Annotated in this window: 18 protein-coding genes; 11 read left to right on the forward strand and 7 right to left on the reverse strand. The window is 68.8% G+C overall.

The features are described from left to right. Positions 1-7: 7 nt before the first annotated feature. The 3 genes from tkt to OHT52_RS28715 form a co-directional block, all read right to left on the reverse strand. The gene (gene tkt, locus OHT52_RS28705; protein ID WP_328723078.1) at positions 8-2224 is read right to left on the reverse strand and encodes a transketolase; all 2217 of its coding nucleotides are present in this window, start codon (positions 2222-2224) and stop codon (positions 8-10) included. A gap of 104 nt (positions 2225-2328) precedes the next feature. Continuing rightward, complete coding sequence (locus OHT52_RS28710) at positions 2329-2850, reverse strand: hypothetical protein (RefSeq protein ID WP_328723079.1); 522 nt, start codon at positions 2848-2850, stop codon at positions 2329-2331. A gap of 854 nt (positions 2851-3704) precedes the next feature. After that, positions 3705-3923, reverse strand: coding sequence for a DUF5133 domain-containing protein (locus OHT52_RS28715; RefSeq protein WP_328723080.1), 219 nt, complete (start codon positions 3921-3923; stop codon positions 3705-3707). 467 nt (positions 3924-4390) lie between these two features. On the opposite strand from OHT52_RS28715, the gene OHT52_RS28720 reads away from it, so the two are divergent. Continuing rightward, entirely contained in the window at positions 4391-4972 is a 582-nt protein-coding gene (locus OHT52_RS28720) for a hypothetical protein (protein ID WP_328723081.1), read from the forward strand. Between the two features lie 200 nt (positions 4973-5172). Here the strand turns inward: OHT52_RS28720 and OHT52_RS28725 are convergent, their stop codons facing one another. Both OHT52_RS28725 and OHT52_RS28730 read right to left on the reverse strand, forming a co-directional pair. Continuing rightward, the gene (locus OHT52_RS28725) at positions 5173-6468 is read right to left on the reverse strand and encodes a cation:proton antiporter domain-containing protein (protein ID WP_328723082.1); all 1296 of its coding nucleotides are present in this window, start codon (positions 6466-6468) and stop codon (positions 5173-5175) included. Positions 6469-7043: 575 nt separating this feature from the next. Beyond that, positions 7044-7526 carry a hypothetical protein gene (locus OHT52_RS28730; RefSeq protein ID WP_328723083.1) on the reverse strand — a complete coding sequence of 161 codons (483 nt, stop codon included), beginning with the start codon at positions 7524-7526 and terminating at the stop codon, positions 7044-7046. 1001 nt (positions 7527-8527) lie between these two features. Between OHT52_RS28730 and OHT52_RS28735 the strand changes: the two genes are divergently transcribed. The 6 genes from OHT52_RS28735 (at position 8528) to OHT52_RS28760 (ending at position 14442) form a co-directional block, all read left to right on the forward strand. Further along, a complete protein-coding gene (locus OHT52_RS28735; RefSeq protein WP_328723084.1) occupies positions 8528-9442 on the forward strand; it encodes a ParB/RepB/Spo0J family partition protein in 915 nt (304 codons plus the stop codon). A 208-nt stretch (positions 9443-9650) separates the two neighbouring features. Then, positions 9651-10913, forward strand: a complete 1263-nt coding sequence (gene glyA, locus OHT52_RS28740; RefSeq protein WP_328723085.1) for a serine hydroxymethyltransferase — start codon at positions 9651-9653, stop codon at positions 10911-10913. A 233-nt stretch (positions 10914-11146) separates the two neighbouring features. Next, positions 11147-11404 (forward strand): acyl carrier protein, encoded by a 258-nt coding sequence (locus OHT52_RS28745; RefSeq protein WP_328723086.1) that lies wholly within the window; start codon positions 11147-11149, stop codon positions 11402-11404. Positions 11405-11417: 13 nt separating this feature from the next. Continuing rightward, positions 11418-12323: a phytanoyl-CoA dioxygenase family protein gene (locus OHT52_RS28750; RefSeq protein ID WP_328723087.1), complete on the forward strand. Its 906-nt coding sequence runs from the start codon at positions 11418-11420 to the stop codon at positions 12321-12323. A gap of 43 nt (positions 12324-12366) precedes the next feature. Then, positions 12367-13236, forward strand: coding sequence for an amidohydrolase family protein (locus tag OHT52_RS28755; RefSeq protein ID WP_328723088.1), 870 nt, complete (start codon positions 12367-12369; stop codon positions 13234-13236). Between the two features lie 48 nt (positions 13237-13284). Next, entirely contained in the window at positions 13285-14442 is a 1158-nt protein-coding gene (locus OHT52_RS28760) for an acyl-CoA dehydrogenase family protein (RefSeq protein ID WP_328723089.1), read from the forward strand. 88 nt (positions 14443-14530) lie between these two features. Here OHT52_RS28760 and OHT52_RS28765 read toward each other — a convergent pair whose 3' ends face one another. Then, positions 14531-15445 (reverse strand): hypothetical protein, encoded by a 915-nt coding sequence (locus OHT52_RS28765; RefSeq protein ID WP_328723090.1) that lies wholly within the window; start codon positions 15443-15445, stop codon positions 14531-14533. Positions 15446-15593: 148 nt separating this feature from the next. On the opposite strand from OHT52_RS28765, the gene OHT52_RS28770 reads away from it, so the two are divergent. Then, positions 15594-16859, forward strand: coding sequence for a benzoate/H(+) symporter BenE family transporter (locus tag OHT52_RS28770; RefSeq protein ID WP_328723091.1), 1266 nt, complete (start codon positions 15594-15596; stop codon positions 16857-16859). A 52-nt stretch (positions 16860-16911) separates the two neighbouring features. On the opposite strand, the gene OHT52_RS28775 is transcribed toward OHT52_RS28770, so the two are convergent. Then, complete coding sequence (locus OHT52_RS28775; RefSeq protein ID WP_328723092.1) at positions 16912-17904, reverse strand: threonine ammonia-lyase; 993 nt, start codon at positions 17902-17904, stop codon at positions 16912-16914. 362 nt (positions 17905-18266) lie between these two features. Between OHT52_RS28775 and OHT52_RS28780 the strand changes: the two genes are divergently transcribed. The 3 genes from OHT52_RS28780 to OHT52_RS28790 are packed head-to-tail and all read left to right on the forward strand — an operon-like array spanning position 18267 to position 22693. Beyond that, complete coding sequence (locus tag OHT52_RS28780) at positions 18267-19916, forward strand: carbamoyltransferase N-terminal domain-containing protein (RefSeq protein WP_328723093.1); 1650 nt, start codon at positions 18267-18269, stop codon at positions 19914-19916. 28 nt (positions 19917-19944) lie between these two features. Beyond that, positions 19945-21759 (forward strand): non-ribosomal peptide synthetase, encoded by a 1815-nt coding sequence (locus OHT52_RS28785; RefSeq protein ID WP_328723094.1) that lies wholly within the window; start codon positions 19945-19947, stop codon positions 21757-21759. A gap of 4 nt (positions 21760-21763) precedes the next feature. Then, entirely contained in the window at positions 21764-22693 is a 930-nt protein-coding gene (locus tag OHT52_RS28790) for a chlorinating enzyme (protein ID WP_328723095.1), read from the forward strand. Position 22694: the final 1 nt, after the last annotated feature.

Consider the following 22694-nt stretch of genomic DNA (forward strand, 5'->3'; position numbering starts at 1 on the left):
GGGCTGGTCAGGGGCGGTCGCCGGTGCCGGTGGTGGTGGGGGCGGAGGTGTGTTGGTGTCCTCCGGGTCGTGGTGCTTGCTGGGTGTCGCGGATGCTGTCGCGGGCGGCCTCGGCGACCGCGTCCGGGGTGATGCCGAATTCGGTGTAGAGGCGCTGGTAGTCGGCGGAGGCGCCGTAGTGCTCCAGGCTGACGATGCGTCCCGCGTCGCCGACGAGGTCGCGCCAGCCCTGCCCGACGGCGGCCTCGACGCTGACCCGGCCGCGGACGTCCGGTGGCAGGACCTGGTCCTGGTAGTCCTGGGGCTGGGCGGCGAACCACTCCCAGCACGGCATGGACACCACCCGTGCCCCGATGCCGTCGGACGCGAGCTGAGCGCGGGCGTCCAGGGCGATGTGGACCTCGGAGCCGGTTCCGATCAGGATGACGTCCGGGGCCGCCTCGTCGGGTGCATCCACCAGGACGTATCCGCCTCGGCTTGCCCTGCTCGCGGGGGAGTACTGTCCGCTGTCGCGGTCCAGGACGGGCAGGTTCTGGCGGGACAGGATGAGCCCTGCGGGGCGGTCGTCGTGTTCGAGGATGGTGCGCCAGCAGGCGGTGGTCTCGTTGGCGTCGGCCGGGCGGACCACGTCCAGGCCGGGGATGGCGCGCAGGGCCGCCAGGTGTTCGACGGGCTGGTGGGTGGGGCCGTCCTCGCCCAGGCCGATGGAGTCGTGGGTCCAGATGTAGGTGGCGGGCAGTTTCATCAGCGCGGCCAGGCGGACGGCGGGGCGCATGTAGTCGGAGAACGTGAGGAACGTGCCGCCGTAGGGCCGGGTGAGGCTCTGCAGGGCGATTCCGTTGAGGATCGCGCCCATGGCGTGCTCGCGGATCCCGAAGTGCAGGGTCCGGCCGTACGGGCCGCCCTTCCAGTCCTTGGTCTGCCGGTTGGCCGGCACGAAGGACGGCTCGCCGTCCATGGTGGTGTTGTTGCTGCCGGCCAGGTCGGCCGAGCCGCCCCACAGTTCCGGCAGCACCGGCGCCAGCGCGCTGAGGACCGCGCCCGAAGCCGCGCGGGTGGACATGCCCTTCTCGCTGTCCGCCGGGAAGGACGGCAGCACGTCGCTCCACCCGTCGGGCAGTTCCTGCCCGCGCAGCCGGTCCAGCAGTTCGGCCCGGTCCGGGTGGCTCTCCCGCCAGGCGGCGAACGTCTCGTTCCACCGCGCGTGCGCCTCGCGGCCGCGGTCGGCGGCTTTCCGGGTACGGGCCAGCACCGCGTTCTCGACGGTGAAGTGCGCATCGGGGTCGAAGCCCAGCACCCGCTTGGTGGCGGCGACTTCGTCCTCGCCCAGAGCGGCTCCGTGTGCCTTGCCGGAGTTCTGCTTGTTCGGGGCCGGCCAGCCGATCAGCGTGCGCAGCATGATCAGCGAAGGGCGGCCGGTCTCCTCCCGCGCTGCGCGGGTCGCCGCCAGGAGCGCGTCGACGTCCTCGACATAGCTGCCGGTGCGCATCCAGTCGACGGTCTGCACGTGCCAGCCGTACGCGGCGAAGCGCGCGGGGACGTCCTCACTGAAGGAGACGTCGGTGTCGTCCTCGATCGAGATGTGGTTGGAGTCGTAGAACACCGTCAGGTCACCGAGTTCCTGGTGCCCGGCCAGGGACGCGGCCTCGGAGGCGACCCCTTCCATCAGGTCACCATCGGAGGCGATCACATAGACGTGGTGGTCGAAGGGGCTGGTGCCCGCCGCGGCGTCGGGGTCGAGGATGCCGCGTTCACGGCGGGCGGCCATGGCCATGCCGACCGCACTGGCCAGGCCCTGCCCCAGAGGGCCGGTGGTGATTTCCACTCCGCGGGTGTGCCGGTACTCCGGATGCCCCGGCGTCGCCGAACCCCAGGTCCGGTACGCCTCCAGATCCGACACCTCCAGCCCGTAGCCGGCCAGGTAGAGCTGGATGTACAGGGTCAGGCTGGAGTGGCCGCAGGACAGCACGAACCGGTCCCGGCCCAACCACTGGTCATCGGCGGGATCGTGGCGCATGACGTTCTGGAACAGCAGGTACGCCAACGGGGCCAGGCTCATCGCCGTTCCCGGGTGACCGTTGCCCACTCGCTGCACCGCGTCGGCCGCCAGCAGACGCACAGTGTCCACGGCGCGCACGTCCACCTCGTCCCAGCCCACGCGCTGGGCCACCGGCTGCTCCACCGACCTGTCGTCCCACGCCGTAGTGGACTGCTCGTTCGTCATGCGATCGCTCCTTCGTCGGGCAGGGCGGCTGCGATGGCCACCATGCGTTTCAGGCTGACTGGGGCAGGGGACCGGTCACCGCCGCAGGCTTGGGCTGCGGCGGTTCACCGAGTTCCGGCGGCCTTCGGCCGCAGCGTGCGGGCGGCCGTCGTGGCACGCAGTTCCTCAAGCGTGGCGCTCTGCTGCTCGGCACGTTCGAGCAGCGTGTCCAGCGTTTCGGCGGACAGCCGTTCGTCGGATTCGGCCACGGCGCGCAGGGTGCGCCAGCAGGCTGCCTTGCCCAGGACGCCCAGCAGCATCGACTCCGCTTCCAGGACGTCGCTCAGCGGGGAACGAGAGAGCAGGTGCCCGTTGGGCTTGAGGCGGCCCGCCTTCTCCGCGGCCCATCCCAAGGCCGCCTTGGAACTGCTGAGGGGGATGCCCAGGGTTTTCATGATCGCGGCCAGCGCGTCGCGGTCCTCCTCGATCTGCCGGGCCAGGTCCTCCAGCACTGCCGCTTCCCGTGCGTCCGGGCGCGCCTTCGCGGCGCGCCGGAACAGCTCCAGGCCGCCGGTGGAACCGGTGTAGTGGTCGTTGAGGTAGATCCCCAGAAGGTCGGTGCTTTCGGACGCATCGGGACCAGACATGTGCGAACCTCCGGAAAACGCAACGGGGCGAAGCAGCGGGGCGCGGCGAGCCGCCGAGGGCGCTGCCCTGCCGGCAAGAGGGTGGAACCGTAGTTACCCGCCTCCCCGCTTTCGCCTCCCTCATACTCACCACAGCGCCCGCCGTCCCCCGGATGCCCGAAAGGCCTGTGGGCGGACGAAGCCGGCCAGAAGCACGGCTCGCGGGGCCGGGCGGTTCGCTCTCGGCCCCCAGCGACTACGCACAGGAAGCCGGTAAGTGAGGCGCGGCAGCCTCCTTCCGGGTCCTGTGGCCTGCCGCCCGCGGAGGCCGTCGCCGACGTGCGGGATCGGGCAACAGGTGTGAGTACCTCGGGGTCGTGAAGCCTTTTGAAGCCTCCAGCCGGTCTCCCCCCGGCCGCAAGCGGTGTCGCGGCGACAGTCGTCCATCCGGCCCTGTCCGGGGAACTCGAAAAAGAGAACGCCGAGCGTCTGATTGCCGCCGTCACCTCGCAGCTCGCAGACCATCCGGGTCTGTGCGACCTGCGTCTGCACCGCGGTGGTCCGGGCATGGTCGACTCCGTGGGCTGTCGACGCCTTGGGCGGCCACCGCCACCCCGGCGAGGCCGGAGGCCGGCGCCGGGCTCTCTCCCGATCACGTCACCGCCGACCCGGACCGCCCCCGGAACCGCGCCGGAACCATGGAATACCTCATCGGGCCCGAGCTGGCCTCTGCCACCCAGGCGCTCCGTAAAGGGGGCGGTGACCAATGGCGCCGCGACCGCTGTTGACTTGCCGACGCCGGAGGGCGAAGCCGGAGGAGTGAACCCGGTACGCCGACGGCCGACGCGGGTCGTCGCAGTGCTGTGCTCCTCGGCTCAGGCGGAAATGAGGGTTCCGGTCGTTTCGCCGCACGCGAGGCGAGTTCGGGCCGCGTCGAGTGCGGACTCGACATCACGAGTGCCGGTGGAGACGCACAGCGTGTACTCCACGTCCTCCAGGCGCCGACGCTCCCGCGCGTCCTCCGCTGCTGCGGAGCGGAGCGATTCGTACCGCTCGACGAGACCCTTCAGTACCACCGGGTGAGCCATGAGCACAGCAGTTCTCCTTCCGGGCCAGGGCGTCCATCCGCCCTCGGCCTGCTCCACCACGTACCCGCAGACGCCCCCCTCATCCGTTCGCTCGCACACGGCTTGCACCTCGCCCCCGTCCCGGGCTTCCGGCACGGACCCCCGCCCCAGTGCCCGGCGCCGGGTGGGCGGCGCCCCCGCAGGGTCTGAAGACGAGCCGCTTTACCCGCGGATCGTGGGCGGTGGGCGGTGGGCGGTGGTCGGTGGGCGGTGGGCGGTGGTCCGCAGGGCCGAAGGCGTCGGCGCACGTGTCCGCCCCCGGGGTTCGCCGCGTCCGTCGTCCGCTGTGGGCCGCACCGTGCGGAGGCTCCCGTCGTTCGTGGCGCGGCCCGCGTAGGCCGAATGCGTCACACCTGTGGTGCCCCGGCCGGGCCCCGGCGAGCGTAAAGACGGCGTCCGCGCTCGTGCGGGCCTTCTCGGTAGAAGGAGCAGCAATGTCGGAACGCAATACCGCCCTGCGCAGTGTCCATGATCTGGGGATGGCAGCGTGGTTCGGCGGGTCCTTGATGGGGGCTGTCGGTCTGAACGGGGCCGCCCGGGACCAGGGTTCCACGGCGGCGGAGACTGCCCGGATCGCGAGTGCCGGCTGGACCAGATGGATGCCCGCGAACGCCGCGGCGATCGGCGCGCACCTGATCGGTGGCACAGGGCTGCTGGCCGCCAATGCCGCCCGGGTGCAGACCCAGCAGGGTGTCGCCGCCTCGACTCTGGCCAAGACGGTGCTGACCGGGGCGGCCCTGGCCGCGACCGCGTACTGCCGGGTTCTGGGCAAGAAGCTCGAACTGTCCGCTTCCGACAACCCGCGCGACTTGGAGAAGGCGGAGGCCCACCCCGTCGACCTGGACAGAGCCCGCACCCACCTGATGCTGATGCAGTGGGCCGTGCCGGCCCTGACCGGCGCCATCGTCGTGCTGAACGCCCTGCACGGAGAGCAGCAGCGCCCGGTCCAGCAGCAGGCCGGCATGATGCGCAGGGCCGCATCCCAGGTCCAGGCCCAGCTGCCCCACCACTGCTGATCCGGTGGCGCGGCTCTCCCCGGACGGCGAGTAACGGTATCGCTTGTGACCGATGCCGGAGGAGTGAACCCGGCACGCCGAACGTGCGCCCCCGGCGGTGGCGACCGGTCGGGATGGAAAGTCTCTTTCGGCGATGCCCTGATCCGACGTAGCTGGGCCCCGCCGGCCCGTGTCCCCGCCCGCGTCCCTGTCGGCAGCGGCTACGACGCGGTGGTGCCCGTTGCTCGTCGGCGCCGGCGGCCGGATTCGGGGGTCAGGGAGAGGTCCGTGGCCGGATCGGTGACGCCGTCACCGGTGCGCCGGTCCAGGATCCACGTCAGCAGCGGGCCGGTCATCGCCGTGGTCAACACCGCCATCACCACCATGAGTGAATACAACTCTGCGTCCAAGAAACCGAGTTGCAGCCCCAAGCTGAGCACGATCAGCTCAGTCAGCCCGCGGGTGTTCATCAAAGTGGCCAACGCGGCGGACTGCCGCAGTGGCATCCGGTTCGCCCGGGCGGCGACGAACGCGCCCAGGAACTTCCCGCCCACCGCCACCAGCATGATGAGACCCAGGTCGCCGATGCCGGCCGCGTCGACATCGGACAGGTCGACCTGGAGGCCGGCGACCAGGAAGAACACCGGCAGCAGCAGAGTGCCGCTCATCTGCCCGAGCCGTTCGTGCACATCGGTGCGCAGCTGCTCGGCGCCGGAACGCGGCAGCACCACGCCGAAGAGGAACGCGCCGAAGATGTAATGCAGGCCCAGCCACTCGGTGGTCGCGGCGGACAGCAGCAGCCCGGCGAGCAGAGAGGCGAAGAGCGAGGGTGTGAGGCGAAGCGTCCCACGCCGTTCGACCGCTCGTCGCAGCAGAGGACGAACCAGGAACAGCATGGCCAGCAGGAACGGGACCGCGAGAAGGATCCGCCACTGGTCGGGGCCGGCCGAACCGCTGATGGCGACGACGCCGGCGAGCAGCGACCAGGCGAGGACGTCGTCGATGGAGGCGCAGGCCAGTGCCACCACGCCGAGCGGGGTACGGGACATGCCGCGGTCGGTGAGTATGCGGGCCAGCACCGGGAACGCGGTGATCGACATGGCGATGCCCATGAAGAGTACGAAGGGCGTCCGGTCACCGTTGCCATGAGCGCCCGCCAGGTGAAGGCCGAGCAGGGTGCCGAGCGCGAAGGGCAGGAGGATGGAGCAGATCGCCACACTGGGTGCGATGGCGCCACTGCCGCGGATCAGGGCCGCGTCCCACTCCATGCCCACGATGAACATGAAGACCGCGACGCCCACCGCGGCCAGCGCGCTGAGCAACGGCCGGGTGGTGGAGGGGAAGAGGACGTCGGAGAGCGCCCCGTGGAAGAAGGTGGGACCGAGCGCGATGCCGGCAAGGACCTCGCCGATCACGGGTGGCTGGCCGAAACGCCTCGCCAACGCCCCCAGCACCTGGGCGAGAAGCACCATGACGGCGAGACCGGCGAGTAAGGACGTGGTCTGTTCCGTGGTCATGAGGTGTGTCTCCGTTCGTAGCGCTTCCCCGCGCCCCTCACACTGGCGGAGGTGAAAGGGGGCCGATTGATGTGGGTGAAGGCCCGCGCGAACTCATGCTGTGGCCCACACACCGAGACAGGAACCGCATCCCGAATCCCGTGTCCGCGCGCACGATCAGCGACGGTCGGCATGGGGCCTCGCAGAGTTACGCACGGAATTCTGCGCGACCGGGCCCGAGTTGAGAAGCGTGCGGGAGTGAACACCGTGATGGGGGAGTGGCAGCGATGGAGGGTTCACGGGTTGGGCGGCGGCAGACGACCAGGTGGGTGTGCCAAGCACCGGTCGCCTCGTCGGCGATCACGCGCCCAGGTGACGTGGGACCGGCGGCCGACGCCGCCGCACGGCAAAGCGGAACCGTATCCGGCGCTGCCCGCGACCGCCACTGATCCGGCAGCTCTGCCCATCGGCGGACCGGCGCGCATCGGCTGCCGGACCCGGGTTCGGCAGCCGGTTGCGGTGTCGGTTCTTCGAGAACGCGGACAGATGGGCTTCCGAGCCGCTGCGCCGATGTCGGATCAGGCCGACTGTCGACGTCAGATCAGGCCGACGCGTAAGGCCATGTCCGCTCGGTCCAGTGTCGCGTAGCAGTACGACGCTCTGACCGCCGAAATGAGCGGTGCCCCCGACGCCTTGGCGAGGATCGCGCAGTGGCAGGCCGCGAGCACTTCGGCGCCCGCGACGCGGCGGTCCATGGTGGCGGCGTAGAGCTGCCCGGCCGCGACCGTCTCCGTGGGCGTGAGGCCGACGATCTCGATACCGCCGAACTCCTGGAATCTGCGGATCTGGACGCCGGTTCCCTCCCTGTGTTCCTGGTCGCACGTCTCGTCCCAGCAGGTGCGCATGGAGCAGGCGACGGCGAACGCCACAGCCGGCGTGAGGAGGCGGATCGTCCCGGCCTGCGTCGCGTTCCCCAGCGCCCGTCCCGCCGGCGTGTGGCCCACGGCGATCCTGTACAGCGAGAACGGGTCGAGCACGGCGACGTCGGCGGTCTCCAGGATCTCGTCTCCGGCAGCCACGGTGCTCTCCTCTGGAATGAAGCCACGCGGTTCTCGCCGCCTGCGTTGTTCTCGGACAGATGATGTCGGCCGGGCGCTCGCGCACGTCCACCGCCCGCGGAAATCGGCCACCGAGTGAGGCGAAAGGGAGCTCCCGGAGGATGACGGCGGAAACCGAAGTGCCCTCGGAGGTGCGGAAAGGTCGCGTATCCGAGCCAAGGGCTGTCCCGAAATTCCTGGCGGGTGCGTGACGACAGCTACGGCCCCTCGCCGCGTTGTCGGAACGTCCCGCTGCATCCAGTATGTGGACGCCCCTCCGCCTCGCGATGCACCGCATCTGACGCCGCGCACCGATCCACCACGAATTGCGGGACAACCCTTGGAGATCACTTGGGCAGAGCATCGCGGAAAACCCTGCTCGGAAGGACCCCGGATGTCAACGGGTGATCGATATGACGCCGAGAGGCCGAGAATGCGTCAACTGCGACTGTGGTGAGCGCTGCTGTATCCGGGGTGCCTGGGTTCTGGGTGGCAAGAGGTGCTGAAGTGCAGGATGACGTGCCGGTTCTCGTCTGTGACGCCGAGGCCCTCACCACCGGTTCCGGAGCCATGGCCCCGTTGCCGCCGATGGATGACATACGACGGTGTGTCACGGACAGGCCCCCAGCCCGGGACGTACGTCGCCTGGCGAATACAGGACAGTCCGGCTGGATATGGCGCCCTCGGGCAATGCCTATTCGGTTTTTGTGAGGCAGCAGGTCGACAGTGGTGCGCGGTCTCAATAGAGTGCCTGAGTGTTGTCAGCAATCGATTTGTCGTCCGTGGCCGGGGAGTTCCTGCGGCTTTGTGCGGGCGGGGCGCGAGACCGCTTGAATCGAGGGGACATGTTGCAGAACACTTCTGACCGGCGGCAAGATCCTTTGTCGGGTGTCGACGTGGTGGACGCCGCGGAGCAGGTTCGGCCCACGAGCCCGAGTGACGAGCCCCCGGACGGGTCGGCGCCGTCGCGGCTGCCGATCAGAATGCTGCTGTCCTCCGAATCGCCACGGCTCGACGGGGAGGACGAGGACCACGTCCGGGCGTTGGCCGAGGTGGACGAGGAGTTGCTTCCACCGGTGATCGTGCACCGCGCGACGATGCGCGTCATCGACGGGCGGCACCGGGTGCGGGCCCTCGAACTGCGCGGTGTCGACACCGTACGGGTGCAGTTCTACGACGGTGGCGAGGACCCCTTCGTGCTGGCCGTGCAGCACAACGTCCGGCACGGGCTGCCGCTCTCACTGGCCGACCGCACGGCGTCCGCGGCCCGGATCCTGAAGTCGCATCAGCACTGGTCCGATCGCAGGATCGCCTCGGTCACCGGGCTCTCGGCGGGCACCGTCAGCACGATCCGGGCGCGTTCGACTGACGATATCGTGCAGTCGAACACGCGGCTGGGCCTCGACGGAAGGCTGCGGCCCGTCGGCCGCAGCGCCGAGGGCCGGGTCCTGGCCGGCCGGCTCCTGCGAGAAGATCCGGACATGCCGCTGCGGCAGGTCGCAGCCGCGGCCGGGATTTCCCCCTCGACCGCTCTGGACGTGCGCGACCGGGTGCGCGACGGCCGGGACCCCGTCCCCGCCAAGCTCCGCGACGGCCACCACCGAAGGAGGGAAAGGCTCACTCCCGAAGCGCGCGCGCCCCAGCCCGGTGTGAACTGGGAATCGGAGCTGACCCGACTGCGCGTCGACCCCTCCCTGCGGTACACCGACACCGGGCGAATCCTGCTGCGGCTGTTGGACGCCCGCCTGCTCAGCACCGATGAGCGTGCCCTGCTGGCCACCGGCATCCCTTCGCACTGCACCACGACGGTGGCCAACCTCGCCCGCGTCCTCGGCGCGGCGTGGCAGCAGCTCGCCATCGACCTCGAACAGCGCGACCAGAACGGGGACGAGACCTGACCGCACCGCACCGCACCTCTGGCGAAAGGGTGCGGCGGCCAGGCGAGTTCGTCGAGGCACGCCCTGAAACCAGCCCCGTCGTCAGCTGACCCGCCCCATGTTCAACAGTATGGTTTGTCGCTATTTATGGTGCTACGTCGAGAACGAGTGCCCTGACGTCACGTCGTGGCCGCGTATCCCGATGCTTTTTCGTCACGGAGGGCGAGCGGTGCGAGACCGATTGCAGAAGTACGACCCGGAGATCTTCGATGCGATCCTGGGTGAGGAGAGTCGGCAACAGGCCGAACTCGAACTGATCCCGTCCGAGAACTACACGTACCCGGAAGTGCTCACGGCGCTGGGCACCGTGTTCACGAACAAGTACTCCGAGGGGTATCCCGGCAACCGCTACTACGGGGGACAGGCCTACACCGACACCATCGAGCGGCTGGCCACCGCCCGCGCCCGCGAGTTGTTCCGCGCCGAGCACGTCAACGTGCAAGCGCTCTCCGGCGCGGCCATGAACCAGGCGGTGTACTACGGCCTTCTGGAACCGGGGGACTCCATCCTCGCGATGGACCTGACCCACGGCGGCCACCTCACGCACGGCTCTCCCGTCTCACACATGTCCCGAGTCTTCACCTTCCATCGTTACAAGGCCGACGCGAGCGGCCACATCGACTTCGACGAGGTCCAGCGCGTCGCGGAGAAGGTTCGCCCGAAGCTGGTCCTGTGTGGTCACTCCTCCTTCCCGCGTGACCTGGACTACGCCGGGTTCAAGCGCGTCGCCGATGCGGTCGGCGCTCTGACGATGGCCGACGTGTCGCACATCGGCGGGTTGATCGCGGGTGGGGTGCAGCCCAATCCGTTGGACCACGGGTTCGACGTGGTCACCACAACGACCCACAAGAGCCTGCGCGGTCCGCGTGGCGGCCTGGTGCTCTCGAAGGCCGAGTTCGGGAGGCGGATCGACAAGAGCGTGTTCCCCGGTCTGCAGGGCGGTCCGCACATGCACACGATCGCGGCGATCGCCGTCGCGCTGAAGAAGGCGGCGGAGCCGGAGTTCCGCGAGTACGCCGCGCGCTCCGTGTCCAACGCGAAGACGTTGGCCGGCCGGTTGATCGAGCGCGGGGCGGACCTGGTCACCGGCGGCACCGACAACCACCTGATGGTGATGAACACGGTCGACTCCTTCCGCCTGGAGGGCCGGGATGCGCAGCAGGCCCTAGAGGACGTCGGGCTCGCCACCAACAAGCAGCTCGTCCCGGACGACACCCTGTCCGCGCAGCGCACCAGCGGTGTCCGGCTCGGTACCCCCGCAGCCACGACCCGCGGCATGGGTGACACGGAGATGATCGCGGTCGCCGACCTGTTCGTCCGCGCCCTGCGGAACAGGGGCGACGCCGCCGAGGCGAAAGCCGTCCGCTCCGAGGTGCGGGAGCTGTGCGCCCGCTTCCCCGCGCCGGGACCCCTGCTGCCCGCGCCCGCGTGAGGAAAGGAGTGTGCGAGGAAGGAGCCGGGAGGAGACTCTTCCGGCTCCTTCCTCGCACCGGGGCGGTGACCGAACATTGAGCGCGGCTGACCCCCCGGGTAATATCGGCGATCGATGACGGGGCTGACGCGGACCGAGTCCGCTTCCCCGATCTCTCGGCGGTTCTCGCCTTATCGACCGCCCAAGCCATTCGCGCTGCGAAACGCCTAGTGGAAGTGCCGATGACGACTCCAATGACGCCGTTCGACGAAGTGTTTCGGGTACTGGTCGCGATGCTCGGCGAGGACGTGGCAGAACGCCGGGCCGAGCTGTCCGCGTCCACGCCACTTCAGTCTCTGGGTATGGATTCGATGAAATACATCAACCTGTTGTTGAGCCTGGAGGACAGCATCGGCAAGGAACTCGACGAGGTCGCCGAACACATCGACCTCGCCGAGATCACCACGGTCGGCGATCTCGTCGCGCTCGTGGAACGGTTACGGGATCTGTGACGGGAGCTGGGTCATGAGTGAGAGCGAAATCGACGTTCAAGCCCTGACGCCCTCGGCGGAAGACATCGCTTTCTACCGGCGGAACGGCTATTACGTCTCCAAGAAGATCCTCAGCGAGGAGCTGATCGCCGACGCGCTGGAGGGCAGCGAGCGGCTCTACCGCGGTACGTACGACGAGCGCTTCCCGTGGAGCGACAACCGGAGCGTGGATCCCAACTTCGGCGTCCCCTTCACCGACCGCACCCGCAGCCGCGCCGACGGCTACGCCTCCTTCCACAGCTTCGGGCTCCGCGCCCTGGCCCGGCACCCGGTCATCTCGTCGATCGCCGCCGCGCTGACCGGTGCCACGGAGATCAGGTCCTGGAAGGACCAGCTCATCTACAAGGCGCCGGCGCGAGGGTCTTCGGAGAACGAGGGGGTCACCGGGTTCCACCAGGACAAGCGGTACTGGCCGACCTGCAGGTCGGACCGGATGATCACGGCGTGGATCCCGTTGCACGACTGCTCCACGGAGAACGGGTGCCTGGTGGTGATCAAGGGCAGTCACCGGTGGCGCAACAACCACTCGCTGGTCACCTTCGACGAGAAGAACCAGGACTACATCAAGTCGAAGCTGATCAACAGCGAGGGCGACGAGCTGATCGAGGTACCGCTGGAACTCCGGCGCGGCCAGGTCAGCTTCCACGACTGCTACACGATCCACGGCAGCTACCCCAACGTGTCCGACATGCCCAGGCGCGCCCTCTCGGTGCATCTCCAGGACGGGGAGAACCGCTACCGCGACCTGAACTTCCTGAGCACGACGAAACCCGTCTACAAGCACTCCCACGACCTCATATGCCGGAAGTCGGAGAACGGGTTCCCCGACTACGGCGATCCCGAGATCTTCCCGACGCTCCACCGCGCCACGGCGGTGTGACCCGGCGCCCCTGGCGGTCCCCCAACTCCCAAGACGGGCACCCATGATCGACATCCATGTGCACCTGGCCGACGCGCGCTGCGTCTCCCCGGGGTTCGTCATGGGCATCGCCGAGTCGATCGGCGACGACGACCGGGTCCGTCGCGCGTTGCGCCTGTACCTGTCGGACCGGGACGGCAAGCGGCTGCTCTCGCAGATGGACACCTACGGGATCACCAAGTCGGTCCTGCTCATCGCCGACTTCGGTCCGGCGCTCGGGGAGCCCTCACTGTCGATCGAGGAAGTGCACCAGCACCACGCGGCGGTCACCGAGGCGTCCGGCGGACGCCTGGCGTTCTTCGCGGGCTTCGACCCCTCGCGCGGACGCACGGCGCTCGACATCGTCAAGCGCTGGACGGCGGTACCCGGGTGCGAGGGCGTCAAGCTCTACCCGCCCTGCGGCTTCGAACTGGACGACGAGCGGCTGCTGCCGCTCTGGCAGCACTGCAACGACAACAGCATTCCGGTGCTGACCCACTCGGGGCCCTCGTTGCCCGGTCTCGGCAGCGCTCAACGCTACCCGCACAGCCTCGAAGAGGTCCTCCGGCGCTTCCCGGACCTGCGCGTCGCGCTGGCGCACGGCATGGTGTGGGACCTGGAGGGGACCGTCCGGCTGCTGCTCGCGCACCCCGCCAACCTCTACGCGGACATCTCGTCCTTCCACCAGCTCTCCGGCCTCGAAACGGAGTTGATGCTGGAGGGCTGCGCCAAGGTGCCCGACCAGGTTCTCTTCGGATCGGACGCCCCGCTCTTCGACCTCTCCGGGAACCTGGGAGCCAAGATCGACGAGATGCGCGAGCGGCTGACCCCCGCGCAGCAGGCCGGCCTGTTCGAGCTGAACGCGCGGAGGTTCCTGTACGGCACCAACGCCTGACGATCCTCCTCCCACCCGGCGAGGGGGCCCCGGCCCGAAAACGGCGGTGTGAGCGTGGACTCGATCTACTTTCCCCCCGAGGCGGACGCGTTCCGCCTGCGAACACGTCGTTTTCTGAGCGAGCATGTCGCCCCGAGACTGGACACGTGGGAGTCCGAGCGGCGGATCCCGCGCGAGGTGTGGAAACTGTTCGCGGGGGAAGCGCTGCTGGGGCTGCACTACCCTCGCGCCTACGGGGGCCGCGAGCTTCCGTTCTTCCACTCCGTGGCCTATCTGGAGGAGCTGGGGCGGCTCGGCAGCGGCGGCTTCCGCGGCGCGATGTCCGTTCACAGCTACATGGCGACCGCCTACCTGCACCTGGCGGGTGATCACCAGCAGAAACTGGCTCACCTCATGCCCGCCATCGAGGGAGACATGATCGCCGCCCTGGCCATCACCGAGCCCCAGGCCGGTTCCGACGTGTCGAGCATCAGCTGCGAGGCACGGCCCACTGGCGACGGGTACGCGATCCGCGGCACCAAGGCGTTCGTGACCAACGGGATGAACGCGGACTTCTTCGTCACCGCGGTCCGGACGGCGGACGGCGCGGCGGCGGCCACCGGCCCCGGCACCATCTCCCTCTTCGTGATCGACGCACAGGCGCCGGGCGTGACACGTACCCCCGTGGAGAAGCTGGGGTGGCACTGCTCCGACACCGCGACCGTGAACTTCGAGGACGTCCAGGTGGACGACAGCAGGCTCCTCGGCCGGAAGAACTCCGGATTCAAGTGGATCACGAAGGCGTTCCAGCTGGAGCGGGTCGTGGCCGCCGTCCTCGCCATCGGCGAGGCCGACCGCGCGCTGGAACTGGCCCGGCGCTACACCGGTGAGCGCCAGGTCTTCGGCAAGGCCCTCTCCGGTCACCAAGTGGTGCGGCACCGGCTGGCCGAGCTCATGAGCCAGACGGAGGCGGCGCGCCAGCTCACCTACCACGCGGCCTGGCTGCACAGCCGGGGAAAGCTCGCGATGTCCGAGTGCGCGATGGCGAAACTGCGCGCCACCGAGCTGGCCGTGGACGTGACGGGGCAGTGCCTCCAGCTCTTCGGCGGGCACGGCTACCTCGATCGGACGCCGATCGCACGCCTCTTTCGGGACACCCGGCTGGACACGATCGCCGGCGGTGCCAGCGAGATCATGCGGGAGATCATCGCCGACACCGACCTGTGACGAGCGCCGCCCGGAACGCGACCCGAGGCTGTCCCGGTGAACGGGCGGCAACAGACCTCGGTCACCGAGACGTCCGGCGGAGCCGAACTCAGCACTTCTGCAGTACGAAGCAACCCCACCGGAAGTAGCCCACCGTCAGACAGGTGAAGGTCGCACCGGGCGCCACAGGCTTCGAGGCCGCGTAGTCGGCCAGGTTGATCAGCACGTCGCAGGAGAACACATGGCCCAGCCGCTGGAGGTTGTCGAGGTAGAACATCTCCCGGCCGGCGCGCAGTTCCCGCATGAGACCGCGCTGGATCAGCATGTTGTAGTTGCCGCAGAAGACCTTCTCCATCTTCTCCAACGGGAACTCCGGAGGGATGGCCCGCCACAACTTGCCCAGGTTCTTTATGGAGTTGTCCACGAAGGCGAGCACGCCGAAGGACTTGGTGAGATGGGACAGATCGCTGCTCGTCGTCAGATGCTTCAGCTCGTAGTCGCCACCGGTCTTCGACAGGACGAACGACAGCGCCCCGTCGCTCAGGATGGACTCGGCCGAGTCCATGAACCGGTCGCGGTCCCGGGCGCACTTGTCGCCCACGACGATCAGGACCTCCGCGCAGGCGTTGGATCGCAGCAGGCTGGACCCCAGCTCCAGGGCGGCGGACAGGTTGGAGCACTTGGAGAGGGTGACCCCGTACAGCTTGGCGTCGACCAGGCCGTAGTCACCGAGGATCTGCGCAACTTCGGGGTAGTCCAGCCCCACGGCGTGAATGGAGTTGACGGTCGGCGCGAGCAGCACCGCACCGATGTCGGACGGGGCCACGTCGCTCGTCCGCATGGTCTCGCCGACCGAGCGGTGGCACAGCTCAGGCAGGCTCAGCGGGCTCTTCCGGTAATAGTGCAGGCCGAGTTTGGTGAAGACCTGCACCTGCTCCGGGTCACCCTCCTCGATGTCGGCGAGCGGCATGGCGTCGCCCACGGTGTAGGCGAGACCGCGGAGATACAGCGGCTGTTCCTGCATTCTCGGCATCCATAACGTGAGGCGGAAATTGCGAGGCGGGAGAGAAGACGGGGGAGGGTTCCGGGCGGCACCCGGTGGCTTCGCCGAGCCCGGATCCAGTGCCGCGACCGCGGCCGAGGTGGCCCCCCTGCTCCGGTACGATCACGGGATGAGATCGCTGTTTCACTTAGCGCGGCAAACGGCTCCCCCCTCGGCCGTCGTCGCCGGCCTGATCGCCGTGCTGGTCGGCACCGCCAGTTCCGCGGCCGTCGTCTTCACCGCTGCGAGGGCTGCGGGTGCGTCCACCGACGAGCTGGCCTCGTGGATGCTCGCGCTGGGCGTCGGCTTGGGCCTCACGAGCGTAGGGCTGTCCTTACGTTATCGCACACCTGTGGTCACGGCCTGGTCCACGCCGGGCGCCGCCGTGCTGGCCACCGGCCTGCTCGGCGCCACCATGGCGCAGGCCGTCGGCGCGTTCCTGGTATCCGCGGCGCTGATCACGATCAGCGGGCTCACCGGCTGGTTCGAGCGCGTCATGGACCGTATTCCGGTGGCCCTCACGGCGGGCCTTCTCGCCGGGATCCTCGTCAGGTTCGGTACCGGGCTGTTCAGCGCGATGCACGACAGCTTCGGCACGGTGTTCCCCATGTTCGCCGTGTATCTGGTGTGCCGCCGATGGTGGCCCGGTTACGCGGTCGTCGCCGCCCTGGCCACGGGCGCCGTCGCGGCTTGGTCGTCCGGCTCGATCCATCTGGAAAACGTGGATCTGGCGATCGCCGCACCGGTCTTCACCGCGCCCGAGTTCTCCTGGCAGGTGATCGTCGGCGCCGGACTCCCCCTGTTCGTGGTGACCATGGCGTCGCAGAACCTGGCCGGCGTGGCGGTCCTGCGCAACGACGGTTATCAGGTGCCCGTTTCCCCGCTGGTCGGCTGGACCGGTGCGACCAACCTGCTGCTCGCACCGTTCGGTTGCTTCGGACTCAATCTCGCGGCCATCACCGCGGCGATCTGCACCGGCCCCCAGGCGCACGAGGACCGCGACCGGCGCTTCCTGGCAGGCGTGTGGGCCGGGGTGTTCTTTCTCTTCATCGGTGTGTTCGGCGGCACCGTCGCCTCCCTGCTCATCGCCCTGCCGAAGGCCCTGATCGCCGGGATCGCCGGCCTCGGGCTGCTCAACACCATCATCAACTCCCTGTCGTCCGCGCTGGCCGACGAGGACTGGCGGGAGTCGGCCGCGGTCACGTTCCTGGCGACCGCGTCCGGGGTGACGCTGCTGGGTATCGGCTCCGCCTTCTGGGGTCTGCTCGCCGGTGTCCTCACCGCGCTCGTGATCCGGAGCCCGCGCAAGGCGAGCGTGGCCGAGCCGACCGCCGAACCGACCGCCGAGCCGACCGTCGAGGCGGCCACGGCCGAGTGGGAGACCCGGAAAGCATGAGGCCCTTGGGTGCGACAACCACCCAAGGGCCGCGTACGGACGGGGAGGACGCCTACCCGTCGATCGAGGCCACGACGGCCGGAGCCGTGCCGACCCAGCGGTGATAGGCGTCCATGTCGACGTTGCTGCCGCACACGATGGTCGCCACCCGCTTGCCGGCGAAGCGGTCGCGGTCCTCCAGGATCGCCGCGATACCCAGCGCCGCCGAGGGCTCGACGACGAGACCCGCGTGGTCGAGCAGCAACCGCATCCCCTCGGTGATCGACGACTCCTCCACCAGCACGGCGTCGTCGGCGACCACGAGGAGATCCGCCAGGGCGTCCGGGTTCGGGACCCGCCCCGCCACACCGTCGGCGATGGTGTCGGTCGACTCGGTGGTGATCACGCTCCGCGCGTGCCAGGACCGTGTCATCGCCGGCGCGCCCTGCGGCTGTACGCAGATCACCTCGACCTCGGGTGCCAGCGACTTCACCGCGTACCCGACGCCACCGGCGAGCGCCCCGGTGCCCAGCGCCACCAGGACCGCGTCGAACTGCCCCGCGACAGCCGCCAGTTCGAGACCGATGGTCGCCGCGCCGTCGCAGGTCTCCACATCCACACTGTCCTCGATGCGCCGGATGCCGCGCTCCTGGGAGATGGCCGCCGCTCGCTCGCAGGCCACGTCGTAGTCACCGTCGACCAGTACCAGGCCCGCGCCCAGTGCGCGGATGCGGTCCAGTTTGACGGCGGGGGCGGAACGGGACGCCACCACGGTGACGTCCAGCCCCCGGCTGCGCCCGGACCACGCGAGAGCCTGGCCGAGGTTGCCCGCGCTGGCGCACACCACGGCGTTCCGGCCGCTCGCGGCGAGCCGGCTCGCGATGATCTCCGTGCCGCGGGCCTTGAAGCTGCGCACCGGATTCACGGTTTCGAGTTTGAGGCTCACGGTGCAGCCCAGGGCGGCCCCCAAACCGACGCAGGGGTAGAGCGGGGAATCGAGGAAGAGCGGATCGATCACTTGACGGGCCAGCTGGATTCGACCTAAGTCGAGACGTGTTTTCTGCATGGCGGAACAGCGTAAGGGCTGTCCCGCAATTCCTGGCGGGTGCGCGACGACAGCTACGGCACCTCGCCGCGTTGTCGGAACGTCCACATACATCCAGTATGCGGACGCCCCTCCGCCTTGCGATGCACCGCATCTGACGCCGCGCACTGATCCACCACGAATTGCGGGACAGCCCTTAGTTCAAGGACTTGCACTCCTTGAACGGCCGCAAGGCCGCCGGTAGCATCAGTTCCCGTTCTGCATGGCGGCACCGTGTGGTTCCGGGGCTCGTGCCCTCTCGGACGGCCGCAATCCCGTCGGCAGCATCGGCCGCGGGCCATGAAGCATGGGACAACGAGATTGAGGCCATGCGTAATCAGAGAATGATTTCTGTCGGCATCAAGTTGAGCCATGACGGCAGCGTCGCCTTATTCGAGGACAATCGCCTCGTCTGCTGCCATGAAATGGAGAAGATCGACAACAATCCCCGCTACTCGGAATTCCGGCTCACCCGGAATGATCTGGCGGAACTGCTTCATGGCGTCGGGTACGACTGGGGCGAGGTGGACGCGCTCGTCGTCGACGGCTGGCACACCACGCCGTTCACGGTCACCCTGGGCGGGGAGGCGGTGCCCTTCGAGGTCGCCGAGTACGGCCACCTCTACGGCGTCGACGCCAACCCGCTGGCGGACAAGGCGGCGTTCAGCCCCTACTTCGAGCGGGAGTACACGAGCTACCATCACATCGCCGGGCACATCTTCTCCTCCTACTGCAGCAGCCCGATGGCTGCGAGGGGCGAGCCCTCGTACGTGCTCTCGTGGGACGGCATGTCGTTCCCGCAGCTCTTCCACTACGACCGTGGCGGCAAGCTGGAGTGCCTGGGCCACCTGTTCCCCATGAGCGGGTTCATCTACACGTACTTCGCCGCCAACTTCGAGCCCTACAAGGGCTACCGCCCGAACGACCTCTCGCTGGCCGGGAAGTACATGGCGTACATCGCCAAGGGCCGCAAGCAGCCGTCGCTGCTCGCGAACTTCCACGCGGTCTTCGAGAAGCAGCTCGCGAAGAACGGGCCGGTCACGACCCACGACCAGATGCTCGAGTTCGAGCGCGCACTGCTGTTCAAGCTGGTCTTCCGCGCCAAGGCCAGCGGCTTCGGTGACGAGGACATCCTCACCACGTTTCACTGCTTCCTCGAAGAGGTGCTGGTCCGAACGCTCTCAGCGCGGCTCGACGAGCTGGACAAGGGCCCCCGCAACCTCTGTTACGCCGGCGGTTGCGCGCTGAACATCAAGTGGAACAGCGCGATCAGGCGGTCCTGCAATCTGGCGGAGCTGTGGATCCCCCCGTTTCCCAACGACGCGGGCAGCGCCATCGGCACCGTGTGCAGCGAGCTGGTCGCCAAGCACGGGTACGAGTCGATCGACTGGGACGTCTACAGCGGACCCTCGATCCGGGAAGCCGCCTGGGACGCCGTCGGCTGGTCCGCGCGTGACTGCACGCCGGCGGAGCTGGCGCGCCTCATCCACGAGTCGCAGCAGCCGGTCATCGTGCTCAACGGCCGGGCCGAGCTGGGACCGCGGGCCCTGGGCAACCGCAGCATCATGGCCGCGCCGACGTCGCCGGAGATGAAGACCCTGCTCAACAAGCTCAAGCGGCGGGAGTCGTACCGGCCGGTCGCGCCGATCTGCGCGGAGGAGGACGCGCCGCGGTTCTTCGACCCCGGGAGCCCAGACCCGTACATGCTCTACGACCACCGGTTGCGGCCGGAAGCGATCGAGCGGCTGCCCGCGGTCTGCCACCTGGACGGCACGGCACGCCTGCAGACGATCAACGAGCGGCAGAACCCCTTGATCCACGAGCTCCTCCGGCACTACGCGGAGCTCAGCGGGGTGCCGATCCTCTGCAACACCAGCGCCAACGACCTCGGCTCCGGGTTCTTTCCCGATGTGCGCAGCGTCGCCGAGTGGGGCGGGGTGAACCACATCTGGAGCGACGGAACGCTCCACACGCGGACGACAGAAGGCACGTGACCGGTACTTCTCGGCAGTGAAGGAACAGATGTCAACCATCGCGAACGCCACACCCGGATTCCGGGGTGGGCTCCATGAGGTCTTCCGCCGCCAGGCGGGGGCGCTGCCCTCGCGGACCGCGGTCGAGTTCGGCGACGAGAGCCTGACCTACCAGGAACTCGACAGCCTGTCCGACCGGCTCGCGGGGAGTCTGAGCGCACGGGGCGTGCGGCCCGGCGAGGTGATCGGCCTGTCGTTCCCCAGGGGGATCGACATGGTCGTCGCCGTGCTCGGCGTCCTGAAGACCGGTGCGGCCTACCTGCCCGTCGACGCGGACCACCCGGCACCCCGCGTCGATCACATCGTCGAGCACAGCCGGATACGGTGCGTCGTCGCCGATCCGAAATTCGCGGGTGGCTTCGACCGGCCCGGGGTCACGGTCGTGGCATACGAGCGCGGCGCCGCCCTCGACGACGCCGCTCCCGACTGGACACCCGCACCGGTCGCGGCCGACGCGCCCGCCTATGTCATCTACACCTCCGGTACGACCGGCAAGCCGCACGGCGTCGTCGTCCCGCACGGGAACGTCGACCGGCTGTTCCGGGAAACGGAAGGCTGGTTCGGATTTACTCCGGACGACATCTGGACCGTGTTCCACTCGATCGCCTTCGACTTCTCCGTGTGGGAACTCTGGGGTGCCCTCCTGCACGGCGGCAAGGCCGTCGTGGTCCCCACCGCGACCACCCGCACCCCCGAACGTTTCTACGAGCTGGTCGCGGACAAGGGCGTGACGGTCCTGAGCCAGACGCCGACCGCGTTCCGCGCCTTCGACCTGGTGGACGCCCGTCGCGGTGCGGGCCTCGCGCTCCGCCAGGTCGTCCTGGGCGGCGAGGCGCTGGACAAGGACGTCGCCGCGGCGTGGCTGGCGCGGCGCGGCGACACCGGTCCGCGACTGGTGAACATGTACGGGATCACCGAGACGACCGTGCACGTGACCTACCGGCCTCTGACGCTGGATCTGCTCGCCACGTCGGAGTACTCGCCCATCGGAGTGCCGATCCCCGACCTGACCCTTCGCCTGCTGGACGACAGCGGACAGCCGGTCGGTCCCGGAGAGATCGGGGAGATCCACGTCAGCGGCCCGGGGGTCGCCGCGGGCTACCTGCACGACGCGGAACTCACCGATGCCCGGTTCACGCGCTCGGACGCGGGCGGGGCGACCTACCGCACCGGGGATCTCGGCATCACCTACGACGGCACCGAGCACTTCTTCGTCGGGCGCGCGGACACCCAGATCAAGCTGCACGGCTACCGGATCGACCCGCGCGAGGTCGAGGCCGCCGCGGACGCGCACCCGGACATCTCCGGCTCCGTCGTGCTGAAGGTGTCGCCCGCCGACGGCGAAGCCCACCTCGTGCTGTTCTCCCTGTGCCGGCACGAGCCCACGCCCGAGCGGCGCGAAGCGGTGCTGGCCCTGATCCGCGAGTCACTGCCCGCGTACGCGTGCCCGGCGCAGTGCCTCCTGCTGGGGGAGCACCCGAGGAACCACAACGGCAAGGTCGACCACGACGCGCTGCGGGCGGCCTACCTCGCGCAGGACGAGCCGCCGCGGCCGGACGCGGGGGACGACCACGCCGAGGAGGTGCGGGCCATCTGGGAACAGGTCCTGGGACACCCGGTGGACTCGTCGCGCGCGGACTTCTTCGAAAGCGGCGGCACTTCGCTCGACCTCATCCGGATCATGCACGAGACCAAGAAGCGGCTTTCCGTGGAGGTCGACCTCGGCGCGTTCGCCGACGGTCTGTCGTTCGACCTCTATGTCGACCACGTCGGCGAACGATTCGATTCCAGGAACCGGAGTTGATGTCATGAGTGAGTTCAGCCTCACGCCCACCGAGCTTGCCGACTTCCAACGGAACGGCTACGCAGGGCCCTTCACCCTCTACGAACCGGAGGAGATGGCCGAGCACTGGAGCCGGCAGCGGCTGAGGCTGCTCGACCGCAGCAACGCCGTCTACCAGGACACCGAGGCGATCTCGCAGGGGACCAACATCTCCAACTACGACCGCCACCTCGACAACGAGTTCCTGGCCGAGCACATCGCGCGGCCGGAGATCGTGCACCGGGTGGCGAGCATCCTCGGTGAGGACGTCATCTGCTGGCGCTCGGAGTTCTTCCCGAAGCACCCCGGCGACGAGGGCACGGACTGGCACCAGGCGGACACCTTCGCCAACGCGGGCGGCGAGCCGCAGATCGTCTGGGACGAGGACCGGGAGTACGGCGGCACGATCACGGTGTGGACCGCCTTCACCGAGGCGAACACCGAGACCGCCTGCCTCCAGTTCATCCCAGGCACGCACCGGCAGATGTTCTACGACGAGACCCTGGGCATGCACTACGATCCGGAGGCCAACCAGAACAAGACCAAGAACGGTGTGGCGCGCGGCTTCTTCGGCTACGACTACCGTCAGCTCCAGATCGACCCGGACTGGTCGCCGGACGAGAGCAAGGCCGTGTCGATGGAGATGCGTCCGGGGCAGTTCATCGTCTTCTGGTCGACCTTGATGCACGCCTCGCACGGCCATCTCGGCAAGACGCAGCAGATGCGCATGGGCTTCGCCGGCCGGTACGTCCCCGCGTCGGTGCACGTCTACCCGGGGCTGAGCGAGATCCACGAGTACGGGGGGCGCATCTCGCTGGAGAACTACGGGTGCGTGCTGGTGTCGGGTGAGGACAAGTTCCGCCGCAACCGGCTGCTGACCCACACCACGACCGGCGTTCCGTTGGGCAAGAGCTGAC

Origin of the sequence: Streptomyces sp. NBC_00247 (assembly GCF_036188265.1) — a bacterium.
GTDB lineage: Bacteria > Actinomycetota > Actinomycetes > Streptomycetales > Streptomycetaceae > Streptomyces.